Annotated in this window: 13 protein-coding genes; 12 read left to right on the top strand and 1 reads right to left on the bottom strand. The window is 40.7% G+C overall.

All coding sequences use genetic code 11. From position 1 onward, the window contains the following. Positions 1-97 precede the first annotated feature (97 nt). The 12 genes from pgk to dnaJ all read left to right on the top strand — a co-directional run bounded on the left by pgk (position 98) and on the right by dnaJ (position 11343). Complete coding sequence (pgk, locus tag NMM17_RS05655) at positions 98-1294, top strand: phosphoglycerate kinase (protein ID WP_001096743.1); 1197 nt, start codon at positions 98-100, stop codon at positions 1292-1294. A gap of 135 nt (positions 1295-1429) precedes the next feature. Further along, positions 1430-1957, top strand: a complete 528-nt coding sequence (locus tag NMM17_RS05660; RefSeq protein ID WP_218493988.1) for an aromatic acid exporter family protein — start codon at positions 1430-1432, stop codon at positions 1955-1957. Between the two features lie 76 nt (positions 1958-2033). Then, positions 2034-2390, top strand: a complete 357-nt coding sequence (gene glnR / locus NMM17_RS05665) for a transcriptional repressor GlnR (RefSeq protein ID WP_000659548.1) — start codon at positions 2034-2036, stop codon at positions 2388-2390. Positions 2391-2426: 36 nt separating this feature from the next. Next, positions 2427-3773, top strand: coding sequence for a type I glutamate--ammonia ligase (glnA, locus tag NMM17_RS05670; protein ID WP_049501990.1), 1347 nt, complete (start codon positions 2427-2429; stop codon positions 3771-3773). A gap of 122 nt (positions 3774-3895) precedes the next feature. Next, positions 3896-4216 (top strand): PadR family transcriptional regulator, encoded by a 321-nt coding sequence (locus NMM17_RS05675; RefSeq protein ID WP_000423971.1) that lies wholly within the window; start codon positions 3896-3898, stop codon positions 4214-4216. After that, the gene (locus NMM17_RS09670) at positions 4216-4791 is read left to right on the top strand and encodes a DUF2812 domain-containing protein (protein ID WP_004238824.1); all 576 of its coding nucleotides are present in this window, start codon (positions 4216-4218) and stop codon (positions 4789-4791) included. The genes NMM17_RS05675 and NMM17_RS09670 overlap by 1 nt, the downstream gene beginning before the upstream one ends. A 34-nt stretch (positions 4792-4825) precedes the next feature. Further along, a complete protein-coding gene (locus NMM17_RS05685) occupies positions 4826-5338 on the top strand; it encodes a DUF2812 domain-containing protein (protein ID WP_218493998.1) in 513 nt (170 codons plus the stop codon). A gap of 160 nt (positions 5339-5498) precedes the next feature. Then, complete coding sequence (gene hrcA / locus NMM17_RS05690; RefSeq protein WP_000255759.1) at positions 5499-6533, top strand: heat-inducible transcriptional repressor HrcA; 1035 nt, start codon at positions 5499-5501, stop codon at positions 6531-6533. 26 nt (positions 6534-6559) lie between these two features. After that, a complete protein-coding gene (gene grpE, locus NMM17_RS05695) occupies positions 6560-7084 on the top strand; it encodes a nucleotide exchange factor GrpE (RefSeq protein WP_000046038.1) in 525 nt (174 codons plus the stop codon). Positions 7085-7336: 252 nt separating this feature from the next. After that, positions 7337-9160, top strand: coding sequence for a molecular chaperone DnaK (gene dnaK / locus NMM17_RS05700; protein WP_000034661.1), 1824 nt, complete (start codon positions 7337-7339; stop codon positions 9158-9160). Between the two features lie 215 nt (positions 9161-9375). Beyond that, positions 9376-10008, top strand: coding sequence for a DJ-1/PfpI family protein (locus tag NMM17_RS05705; protein WP_101782648.1), 633 nt, complete (start codon positions 9376-9378; stop codon positions 10006-10008). Between the two features lie 198 nt (positions 10009-10206). Then, complete coding sequence (gene dnaJ, locus NMM17_RS05710; protein WP_001066308.1) at positions 10207-11343, top strand: molecular chaperone DnaJ; 1137 nt, start codon at positions 10207-10209, stop codon at positions 11341-11343. A 279-nt stretch (positions 11344-11622) separates the two neighbouring features. On the opposite strand, the gene NMM17_RS05715 is transcribed toward dnaJ, so the two are convergent. Beyond that, positions 11623-11910 carry a hypothetical protein gene (locus NMM17_RS05715; protein WP_049487998.1) on the bottom strand — a complete coding sequence of 96 codons (288 nt, stop codon included), beginning with the start codon at positions 11908-11910 and terminating at the stop codon, positions 11623-11625.

Genomic DNA, 11910 nt, shown 5'->3' on the forward strand with positions numbered 1-11910 from the left:
AAGATTAAATATCGAAAAATCTTGTGAAATCTTTCCTTATATTTCCAAAGTGTGATATAATAGTTTCGAATAAAATAAATAAAGGGGTTTTTGTAACATGGCAAAACTTACTGTTAAAGACGTTGACTTGAAAGGTAAAAAAGTCCTCGTTCGTGTTGACTTCAACGTACCATTGAAAGATGGCGTAATCACTAACGACAACCGTATCACAGCAGCTCTTCCAACTATTAAGTACATCATCGAACAAGGTGGACGTGCAATTCTTTTCTCTCACCTTGGACGTGTGAAAGAAGAAGCTGATAAAGCTGGTAAATCACTTGCTCCTGTAGCAGCAGACTTGGCAGCTAAATTGGGCCAAGACGTTGTTTTCCCAGGTGTTACTCGTGGTGCTGAATTGGAAGCAGCTATCAACGCTCTTGAAGATGGACAAGTTCTCTTGGTTGAAAACACTCGTTACGAAGATGTTGACGGCAAGAAAGAATCTAAAAACGATCCTGAACTTGGTAAATATTGGGCATCACTTGGAGATGGTATCTTCGTAAACGATGCATTCGGTACAGCTCACCGTGCACACGCATCTAACGTTGGTATCTCAGCAAACGTTGAAAAAGCAGTTGCTGGTTTCCTTCTTGAAAACGAAATTGCCTACATCCAAGAAGCAGTTGAAACTCCAGAACGTCCATTCGTAGCCATTCTTGGTGGTTCAAAAGTTTCAGACAAGATTGGTGTTATCGAAAACTTGCTTGAAAAAGCTGATAAAGTCCTTATCGGTGGTGGTATGACTTATACATTCTACAAAGCACAAGGTATCGAAATCGGTAACTCACTTGTAGAAGAAGACAAATTGGATGTTGCGAAAGCTCTTCTTGAAAAAGCAAACGGTAAATTGATCTTGCCAGTTGACTCAAAAGAAGCTAACGCATTTGCTGGTTACACTGAAGTGCGTGACACTGAAGGTGAAGCAGTTTCTGAAGGCTTCCTTGGTCTTGACATCGGTCCAAAATCTATCGCTAAATTTGACGAAGCTTTGACTGGTGCCAAAACAGTTGTATGGAACGGACCTATGGGTGTATTTGAAAACCCAGACTTCCAAGCTGGTACAATCGGTGTCATGGACGCTATCGTGAAACAACCAGGCGTTAAATCAATCATCGGTGGTGGTGACTCAGCTGCCGCAGCGATTAACCTTGGCCGTGCAGACAAATTCTCATGGATCTCTACTGGTGGTGGAGCATCAATGGAACTTCTTGAAGGTAAAGTTCTTCCAGGACTTGCAGCCTTGACAGAAAAATAAGATTTTATAAATAAATCAAAGAAGAGAGGGATGAAAGTTCCTCTTTTCTTTTGCTTGAAATAAAAACGCTTCCTCTCAACTATTCCTCATAAAATCAGCCAATTTATGATAAAATGGAAATAGAAGGTTGAGATTATGAGTTATTTTAAAAAATATAAATTCGATAAATCCCAGTTCAAACTTGGTATGCGAACTTTTAAAACAGGTATTGCTGTTTTTCTAGTTCTCTTGATTTTTGGCTTTTTTGGCTGGAAAGGTCTTCAAATCGGTGCTTTGACAGCCGTTTTTAGCTTGAGGGAGAGTTTTGATAAGAGTGTTCATTTTGGGACTTCGCGTATTCTAGGAAATAGTATCGGTGGCCTCTATGCCTTGGTTTTCTTCCTAATAAATAGTTTTTTCCACGAAGCCTTTTGGGTAACCTTAGTTGTTGTTCCAATCTGCACCATGTTAACCATTATGACAAATGTAGCCATGAATAACAAAGCAGGGGTTATTGGTGGTGTAGCAGCTATGTTAATCATTACCTTATCAATTCCGAGTGGGGAAACGATTTTGTACGTGTTTGCGCGTGTATCAGAAACTTTCATGGGAGTTTTTGTCGCAATTCTCGTAAATTACGATATTGATCGTATTCGGCTCATTTTAGAGAAAAAAGAAAAATAATGTTACATTTTATAACATTATCAATTGACGTTTGTCTTTTTTTAGACTATAATAGACAGAAAGAAGGAAATTGTAAATGAAGGAAAAAGAATTTCGCCGAAATATGGCTGTTTTTCCTATCGGCAGTGTTATGAAGTTGACCGACCTATCGGCGCGTCAGATTCGTTATTATGAAGATCAAGAGTTGATTAAGCCTGATCGAAACGAAGGGAACCGTCGCATGTATTCCTTGAATGACATGGATCGTCTGCTTGAAATCAAAGATTATATCTCTGAAGGTTATAATATCGCTGCCATCAAGAAAAAATATGCTGAACGTGAAGCGAAATCCAAGAAAGCGGTGAGTCAGACTGAGGTGCGTCGTGCACTTCATAATGAACTCCTCCAACAGGGTCGCTTTGCTTCAGTACGGTCACCTTTTGGTCGCGGTTAGGCAACCGCAAGTAGTTATACATTAAGGAGAAAACTCATGCCAATCACAGCTGCAGATATTCGTCGTGAAGTCAAGGAAAAAAATGTTACCTTTATTCGTCTCATGTTCTCAGATATTTTGGGAACCATGAAAAACGTCGAAATTCCTGCTACAGATGAACAGTTAGATAAAGTCTTGTCAAATAAGGCTATGTTTGATGGATCTTCTATTGAAGGTTTTGTACGTATCAATGAGTCAGATATGTACTTGTACCCTGACTTGGATACATGGACAGTCTTCCCTTGGGGAGATGAAAATGGAAGTGTTGCAGGTTTGATCTGTGATGTCTATACAACAGAAGGTGAGCCATTTGCAGGTGATCCTCGTGGCAATTTGAAACGTGCTCTTCGTCACATGGAAGAAGTGGGATTCAAGTCCTTCAACCTTGGACCAGAACCAGAATTCTTCCTATTTAAACTTGATGAAAATGGAGACCCAACACTTGAAGTAAATGACAAGGGTGGCTACTTTGATTTGGCGCCTACTGACCTTGCGGACAATACACGTCGTGAGATTGTCAATGTCTTGACCAAAATGGGATTTGAAGTAGAAGCAAGTCACCATGAGGTTGCGGTTGGACAACATGAGATTGACTTTAAGTACGATGAAGTTCTCCGTGCTTGTGATAAGATTCAAATCTTTAAACTCGTTGTTAAAACCATTGCTCGCAAACATGGTCTTTACGCAACCTTTATGGCCAAACCAAAATTTGGTATTGCCGGATCAGGTATGCACTGTAATATGTCCTTGTTTGATGCAGAAGGAAACAATGCCTTCTTTGATCCAAATGATCCAAAAGGAATGCAGTTGTCAGAAACGGCCTACCATTTCCTTGGTGGTTTGATTAAGCATGCCTACAACTATACTGCCATCATGAACCCAACGGTTAACTCATACAAACGTTTGGTTCCAGGTTATGAAGCGCCTGTTTATATTGCTTGGGCTGGTCGTAACCGTTCGCCACTTGTGCGCGTGCCTGCTTCACGTGGTATGGGAACTCGTCTTGAGTTGCGTTCAGTGGATCCAATGGCGAACCCTTACATCGCTATGGCTGTGCTGTTGGAAGTTGGTTTGCATGGTATTGAGAATAAAATCGAAGCACCAGCTCCTATCGAAGAAAATATCTACATCATGACAGCAGAAGAGCGTAAGGAAGCTGGTATTACAGACCTTCCATCAACCCTTCACAACGCTTTGAAAGCTTTGACAGAAGATGAAGTTGTCATAGCGGCTCTCGGAGAACATATCTATACTAGTTTCCTTGAAGCCAAACGAATCGAATGGGCAAGTTATGCAACCTTCGTTTCACAATGGGAAATTGATAATTATTTAGACCTTTACTAATACTAATATAGAAGGAAGATTGTCCGTGAGGATAATCTTTTTTTCTTGTATTTTATATCGAGGTGTGATATATTTTATATAACGAAGTGCGATATATCGAACTGGATAGGAGGTAGCTATAAATGGAATTAACGGATAAGATTCGTCGAGTTTATCTTCCGATGACGGAAACGGGCTTTTATATCTTGTTCTGTCTGCAAAAGGAAGGTCATGGGTACAGTATTACGCAAAAGGTCAAGGAGATGACAGATTTGCAAGTTTCGATTAGTCCTGGAACTATGTATGGAACCTTGTCAAAAATGGAAAAGGATGGTTTGATTTCCTTTGTCCGAGAAGAGGAGAAGCGTAAAATCTATCAGATTACAGACTTGGGAAGAAAAGTCTTAGATATTGAATTGAAACGTATTGAACGGCTCTATAGAAACAGTCTGGAGGAAAGATGATGGAAAAGAAGGTTGTTTATAGAATTGCTACCATTGCGGATTATGATAGAGAGGCTTTATATCTTAGAAAAATGCATGCTGAGGGCTGGAAACTCAAGGAAGTGACCTACTCTAACTTAGTAGTTGCGGTTAAGTATACTTTTGAAAAGTGCCAACCGGAGCAGGTGTCTTATCAGTTGGACTTTTATCCTATGAAAAAATCAGAGAGAGCCTCCTATTTACAATTATTTAAAGACTGTGGATGGGAGCATATTACAGACTTTAATGGTTTTTCCTACTTTAGAAAGCTTCATTCTGGAATTGAGTTGGATGCCGAGTTTGAAATTTATAATGACGCGGCCGGGAAGCTAGCTATGGTCAAACGGATTTTAACGAGGCGGATGCTTCCTATTTTGCTTCTCTTTTTAGCTCTACTACCGGTTTTCTCAAAGTTTGTCACTGGAGGTAGTTCTTTCAGTTGGGAAATGTTTTTGATTGTTATAATAGATGGTGTTTTATTGATAGTTCATTCGATTCAGATGTCTTATATTTTTTGGAGATTGTTTCAAAAGTGGAAAGAATTATCTGATAAATAAAACCATGCATGTTTTCTAATTTGGAGGTGCGATGATGAAAAGCAAACTACAATTTCGGATTTTTACGATTCTTGATGAGGATAAGAAAGAAGAATATTTACATGAGATGCACTTGAAAGGTTGGAGGTATAGAACGAGTCGTTTTGGTTTTTTCTATTTTGACCAATGTCAACCAGACGATGTCATCTACCGTATCTATGATTCTAGATTTCTTAAAAAATATAAGCATGAACTGCAAGATTTTAGAAATAGAGGTTGGGAATTGATAGAAAGAGGTTTTTATTCAATTTTTCGTAAACCGGCTTCTAATATACTTCCAGAGGATCAAGTCTATATGAGTAAGGGGCTCAGATGGGAAGTTATGCGATATAGATTTCGTTCATGTGCAGCTACTTTCTTAGGTGGTTTGGTTGTTTGTATAAGTTTATTTAAAGAAGAACTTTCTATGTCTTTCTTCGTTATTTTTCTTTTATATGCCTTTATGATTTCTTATTTAATTCATGGCTATTTAAGGCTTAAAAGGGCATACCGAGTAGATAAACAGTAAGGTTCTAGGTCTTTAGACTGATTTTTAGCACTCTTGGCAAAAGAGTGCTAATTTTTTGAGTTTTTGTCTTGACATTCTCTTTTAAGGGTGTATAATAGAATCATAAGTTAGCACTTGAGTGTATCGAGTGCTAATCGATCAGACAGAGAGGAGTGATGAGGTGGTTACAGAGCGTCAGCAGGATATTTTAAATCTGATTATTGACATCTTTACCAAAACGCACGAACCTGTCGGATCCAAAGCCTTGCAAGAGTCTATTAACTCTAGCAGTGCAACCATTCGTAATGACATGGCGGCTCTAGAAAAGCAAGGGTTGCTTGAGAAGGCCCATACTTCAAGTGGTCGGATGCCAAGTGTTGCTGGTTTTCAGTACTATGTGAAACACTCACTGGATTTTGACCGACTAGCTGAAAATGAGGTATATGAGATTGTCAAAGCCTTTGATCAGGAATTCTTCAAATTGGAGGATATTCTGCAAGAGGCTGCTAACCTGCTGACAGACTTGAGTGGCTGTACGGTAGTAGCACTGGATGTTGAGCCGAGCAGGCAACGTTTGACAGCCTTTGATATCGTTGTTTTGGGGCAACATACAGCCTTGGCGGTATTCACCCTAGACGAGTCTCGAACGGTTACCAGTCAGTTTCTGATTCCAAGGAACTTTTTGCAGGAGGATTTGCTGAAGCTGAAGAGCATCATTCAGGAACGTTTCCTCGGCCACACCGTTCTAGATATTCACTACAAGATTCGGACGGAGATTCCGCAGATTATCCAGCGTTACTTTACAACAACGGACAATGTTATCGATCTCTTTGAACATATCTTTAAGGAAATGTTCAACGAAAACATTGTGGTGGCGGGCAAAGTCAATCTCTTGAATTTTGCCAATCTGGCAGCTTATCAGTTCTTTGACCAACCGCAAAAGGTGGCTCTGGAGATTCGTGAGGGTCTGCGTGAAGATCAGATGCAAAACGTTCGTGTTGCAGACAGTCAAGAGTCCTGTCTAGCCGACCTAGCGGTGATTAGTAGCAAGTTCCTCATTCCTTATCGGGGAGTTGGAATTCTAGCCATTATCGGTCCAGTTAATCTGGATTATCAGCAATTAATCAACCAAGTCAATGTAGTCAATCGTGTTTTGACCATGAAGTTGACAGATTTTTACCGCTACCTCAGCAGTAATCATTACGAAGTACATTAAGATTGAAATCATTAAAGGAGGCGAAAATGGCCCAAGATATAAAAAATGAAGAAGTAGAAGAAGTTCAAGAAGAGGAAGTTGTGGAAACGGTAGAAGAAACAACTCCTGAGAAGTCTGAATTGGACTTGGCAAATGAACGTGCAGATGAGTTCGAAAATAAATATCTTCGCGCTCATGCAGAAATGCAAAATATCCAACGCCGTGCCAATGAAGAGCGTCAAAATTTGCAACGTTATCGTAGCCAGGACTTGGCAAAAGCGATTCTCCCTTCTTTGGACAACCTTGAGCGTGCACTCGCAGTTGAAGGTTTGACAGATGATGTGAAGAAGGGCTTGGAAATGGTGCAAGAAAGCTTGATTCACGCTTTGAAAGAAGAAGGAATCGAAGAAATCGCAGCTGACGGTGAATTTGACCATAACTATCATATGGCCATCCAAACTCTTCCAGCAGACGATGAACACCCAGCAGATACCATCGCTCAAGTTTTCCAAAAAGGCTACAAACTCCATGACCGCATCCTACGCCCAGCTATGGTAGTGGTGTACAACTAGGCTAGAGAACTTAAAAAACTTGTCCGAAACGACAATAAACTATGAAGAAAGATAAAATATATTTGGCTTTGCAATAGTGAGCGAAGCGAACCAAAGACGATACTCTTCGCCGTGGCGCTATTTGCGCAAACTTTTAGACCTTAGGCTCAAAGTTTAGTCAAAGAGATTGACGAAGTCAAGCTCTGACGGCGCCGCCACTTAAGAAGAGTATCAAAAAGAAAAATAGAATATAAAATTTAAGGAGAAAAACACATGTCTAAAATTATCGGTATTGACTTAGGTACAACAAACTCAGCAGTTGCAGTTCTTGAAGGAACTGAAAGCAAAATCATCGCAAACCCAGAAGGAAACCGTACAACTCCATCTGTAGTCTCATTCAAAAATGGAGAAATCATCGTTGGTGACGCTGCAAAACGTCAAGCAGTTACAAACCCAGATACAGTTATCTCTATCAAATCTAAGATGGGAACTTCTGAAAAAGTTTCTGCAAATGGAAAAGAATACACTCCACAAGAAATCTCAGCTATGATCCTTCAATACTTGAAAGGCTACGCTGAAGACTACCTTGGTGAAAAAGTAACCAAAGCAGTTATCACAGTTCCAGCTTACTTTAACGATGCTCAACGTCAAGCAACAAAAGACGCTGGTAAAATCGCTGGTCTTGAAGTAGAACGTATCGTCAATGAACCAACTGCAGCAGCCCTTGCTTACGGTTTGGACAAGACTGACAAAGAAGAAAAAATCTTGGTATTTGACCTTGGTGGTGGTACATTCGACGTATCTATCCTTGAATTGGGTGACGGTGTCTTCGACGTATTGTCAACTGCAGGGGACAACAAACTTGGTGGTGACGACTTTGACCAAAAAATCATTGACCACTTGGTAGCAGAATTCAAGAAAGAAAACGGCATTGACTTGTCTACTGACAAGATGGCAATGCAACGTTTGAAAGATGCAGCTGAAAAAGCGAAGAAAGACCTTTCTGGTGTAACTTCAACACAAATCAGCTTGCCATTTATCACTGCAGGTGAGGCTGGACCTCTTCACTTGGAAATGACTTTGACTCGTGCCAAATTTGACGACTTGACTCGTGACCTTGTAGAACGTACAAAAGTTCCAGTTCGTCAAGCCCTTTCTGATGCAGGTTTGAGCTTGTCAGAAATCGACGAAGTTATCCTTGTTGGTGGTTCAACTCGTATCCCAGCCGTTGTAGAAGCTGTTAAGGCTGAAACTGGTAAAGAACCAAACAAATCAGTAAACCCTGACGAAGTAGTTGCTATGGGTGCTGCCATCCAAGGTGGTGTCATCACTGGTGATGTCAAAGACGTTGTCCTTCTTGACGTAACACCATTGTCACTTGGTATCGAAACAATGGGTGGTGTCTTCACAAAACTTATCGACCGTAACACAACTATTCCAACATCTAAATCACAAGTCTTCTCAACAGCAGCAGACAACCAACCAGCCGTTGATATCCACGTTCTTCAAGGTGAACGCCCAATGGCGGCAGATAACAAGACTCTTGGACGTTTCCAATTGACAGATATCCCAGCTGCACCTCGTGGAATTCCTCAAATTGAAGTAACATTTGACATCGATAAGAATGGTATCGTGTCTGTTAAAGCTAAAGACCTTGGAACTCAAAAAGAACAAACAATTGTGATCCAATCTAACTCAGGTTTGACTGACGAAGAAATTGACCGCATGATGAAAGATGCAGAAGCTAACGCTGAAGCAGATAAGAAACGTAAAGAAGAAGTTGACCTTCGTAACGAAGTAGACCAAGCTATCTTTGCGACTGAAAAGACTATCAAGGAAACTGAAGGCAAAGGATTCGACGCAGAACGTGACGCTGCCCAAGCTGCTCTTGATGACCTTAAGAAAGCTCAAGAAGACAACAACTTGGACGACATGAAAGCAAAACTTGAAGCATTGAACGAAAAAGCTCAAGGACTTGCTGTGAAACTCTACGAACAAGCCGCAGCAGCCCAACAAGCTCAAGCAGGAGCAGAAGGCGCACAAGCCACAGGAAACGCAGGCGATGACGTCGTAGACGGAGAGTTTACTGAAAAGTAAGATGCAAAGCCCGTTAAAACCTCACAGTGAAAATAGGAAATCTGACGCAGAAACTTTAGTTTCTAGAAAGATTTGTCTTTTTCGCCAAGAGGTTAGGGCGTGCTCGATTTAGCATTACTAGTTTGATTTTTAAAACTCGAACGTCGTAATGATAAGAAGAAATCCAGAGGTTGCAACCCAGCCTCTGTTTTTCGATAAAATAGAGGATGTTACGTATGAAAAAAGTACTTTGTATCATTTATCCTAATTTTTCTCTTTATGAGATAACCACTTTAACGAGTACTTTAGCTCTGTCTTTTGATATCACGATTGATTATGTAACATCTGAGAATTCGATGGTGGTCTCTGAGGATGGTTTGCCCTGTCAACCGACGAAAACATTGAATCAAATCCGTATAGAAGATTATTCTTGTGTGATTTTGCCAGGAATGATAAATATAGGTCCTGCTCTACAAGATGAGAAATTAATCTCGTTTTTGAGAAGTCTTAATGAGCAAGATATCCTAATTGCAGCCATTTCTTCAGCGCCCCTTTTATTGGCGAAAGCAGGCTTGTTGAACGACACGAAATTTACAGGTGGAATTTGGCAAAACTTCTTTGACTATTTTGAATTTCTTCCACGTGAAAATTTCCAACCGAAAGTTCTTGTCCAAGATAAACAAATCATTACGGCTATCGGTTTTGCACATCAAGAGTTTGCAAGAAAAGTGATTTTCGGTTTAGGGTTGGCGGAGAATACGGACAACTATTTTAAAGAACAGAACGAGTATGCTGAAGAGGATTTGATATTTACTCTATCAGATGAAGAGTTTGATCAAGTGAAGCAGAGTATAGAAAACAGCTTCTAAAGATTTACATGAAAATTATAGAAAGGAACAAGGGTGTTCAGAAAATTGAACACGGGTTCCCAAATTTCTTACTCAATATAACAGAAAGGAATTGAACACGACCTAAATTCTCAGAAAAAAGATAAATCTGTCTAGGAGCATCGCTCCAGCGTCAGATTTCCTATTTTTCAGTCGAATTTTACGGTCTTGGTATCTTGTATGAACAATACTGAATTTTATGATCGTCTGGGGGTGTCAAAAAACGCTTCGGCAGACGAGATCAAAAAGGCTTATCGTAAGCTTTCGAAAAAATATCACCCAGATATCAACAAGGAGCCTGGTGCTGAGGAAAAGTACAAGGAAGTTCAGGAAGCCTATGAGACTTTGAGTGACGACCAAAAACGTGCTGCCTATGACCAATACGGTGCTGCTGGAGCCAACGGTGGTTTTGGTGGAGCTGGTGGTTTCGGCGGTTTCGATGGGGCAGGAGGCTTCGGTGGTTTTGAAGATATCTTCTCAAGTTTCTTTGGCGGTGGTGGTGCTTCGCGCAATCCAAATGCCCCTCGTCAAGGGGATGACCTCCAGTATCGTGTGAACTTGACATTTGAAGAAGCTATTTTTGGAGCTGAAAAAGAGGTTAAGTACAACCGTGAAGCAAGCTGTAGTACATGTAACGGTTCTGGTGCTAAGCCAGGAACAAGTCCAGTCACTTGTGGACGCTGTCATGGAGCTGGTGTCATTAACGTTGATACGCAGACTCCGCTTGGTATGATGCGTCGCCAAGTAACCTGTGATGTCTGTCATGGTCGCGGAAAAGAAATCAAAGATCCATGTACAACTTGTCACGGAACAGGTCATGAAAAACAAGCCCATAGTGTACATGTCAAAATCCCTGCTGGTGTGGAAACTGGTCAACAAATTCGCCTAGCAGGCCAAGGTGAAGCTGGCTTTAATGGTGGACCTTATGGTGACTTGTATGTAGTGGTTTCTGTGGAAGCCAGCGACAAGTTTGAACGTGAAGGAACCACTATCTTCTACAATCTCAATCTCAACTTTGTCCAAGCAGCTCTTGGTGATACAGTTGATATCCCAACGGTTCACGGTGATGTTGAATTGGTTATCCCAGAGGGAACTCAGACTGGTAAGAAATTCCGTTTACGTGGTAAGGGAGCTCCGAGCCTTCGTGGCGGTGCAGTTGGTGACCAATACGTTACCGTTAATGTCGTAACACCGACAGGCTTGAACGACCGCCAAAAAGCAGCCTTGAAAGAATTCGCAGCTGCGGGTGATTTAAAAGTCAATCCAAAGAAAAAGGGATTCTTTGACCATATTAAAGATGCCTTTGAAGGAGAATAAAGCAAAAAGATCTGTCGGGCTCTTTTTACTTTATAGATTTTTTAAGATTTTCCTTAAGTAATGACGGACGGTAGCGACCTTCTTCGAAGTTCCATACCTAAACTTTGAGCCTAGGTCTCAAAGTTTCCGGACACCTGAAATCAAGCTGTTTCAGGTGTTTTCATTACGGCGGAAAGTCTTCGATTTAGTTGTGAAATGGTGAGTGAGTTGTCTAAATTGTGATGTATAGTTGATGGGATATAACTTGTTTACGTTTTAAAAAGAGCCGTCGGGCTCTTTTTACTTATCTTCAGTTTCCTGTGTTTCTTTAATCACAGCTAGTCTAGTCTGGATATCCTTTTCCAAGACCTTAAACTTGTAAGTCAGGTCTTCTTGGTATTCCTTGATGAGTTCTTTTTGCTGGTCAATGATTTGTAGGCTGTTTTGGATAATATCCACATCATCCTTGATAGCTTGAACGCGGTCAGTGGTATTCAAGACTTCATCTGTGATGGTTTGGCGATTTTTTGTGACCAGATAACTTCCGGCTGCAGCTCCTGCAAATAGCAGTAGGTTGGATAATTTCAT

Origin of the sequence: Streptococcus sp. CF7_Ac1-12, from assembly GCF_024295905.1 — a bacterium.
In the GTDB taxonomy this organism is placed as follows: domain Bacteria; phylum Bacillota; class Bacilli; order Lactobacillales; family Streptococcaceae; genus Streptococcus; species Streptococcus mitis_AP.

What these genes read in the sequence shown, in the direction of transcription:
- NMM17_RS09670 (WP_004238824.1), top strand. Translation starts at nt 4,216, where the DNA reads ATGGAAAAGAAGGTTGTTTATAGAATTGCTACCATTGCGGATTATGAT.
- grpE (WP_000046038.1), top strand. Translation starts at nt 6,560, where the DNA reads ATGGCCCAAGATATAAAAAATGAAGAAGTAGAAGAAGTTCAAGAAGAG.
- NMM17_RS05705 (WP_101782648.1), top strand. Translation starts at nt 9,376, where the DNA reads ATGAAAAAAGTACTTTGTATCATTTATCCTAATTTTTCTCTTTATGAG.
- dnaJ (WP_001066308.1), top strand. Translation starts at nt 10,207, where the DNA reads ATGAACAATACTGAATTTTATGATCGTCTGGGGGTGTCAAAAAACGCT.
- NMM17_RS05685 (WP_218493998.1), top strand. Translation starts at nt 4,826, where the DNA reads ATGAAAAGCAAACTACAATTTCGGATTTTTACGATTCTTGATGAGGAT.
- glnA (WP_049501990.1), top strand. Translation starts at nt 2,427, where the DNA reads ATGCCAATCACAGCTGCAGATATTCGTCGTGAAGTCAAGGAAAAAAAT.
- NMM17_RS05675 (WP_000423971.1), top strand. Translation starts at nt 3,896, where the DNA reads ATGGAATTAACGGATAAGATTCGTCGAGTTTATCTTCCGATGACGGAA.
- NMM17_RS05715 (WP_049487998.1), bottom strand. Translation starts at nt 11,910, where the DNA reads ATGAAATTATCCAACCTACTGCTATTTGCAGGAGCTGCAGCCGGAAGT.
- NMM17_RS05660 (WP_218493988.1), top strand. Translation starts at nt 1,430, where the DNA reads ATGAGTTATTTTAAAAAATATAAATTCGATAAATCCCAGTTCAAACTT.
- glnR (WP_000659548.1), top strand. Translation starts at nt 2,034, where the DNA reads ATGAAGGAAAAAGAATTTCGCCGAAATATGGCTGTTTTTCCTATCGGC.
- pgk (WP_001096743.1), top strand. Translation starts at nt 98, where the DNA reads ATGGCAAAACTTACTGTTAAAGACGTTGACTTGAAAGGTAAAAAAGTC.
- dnaK (WP_000034661.1), top strand. Translation starts at nt 7,337, where the DNA reads ATGTCTAAAATTATCGGTATTGACTTAGGTACAACAAACTCAGCAGTT.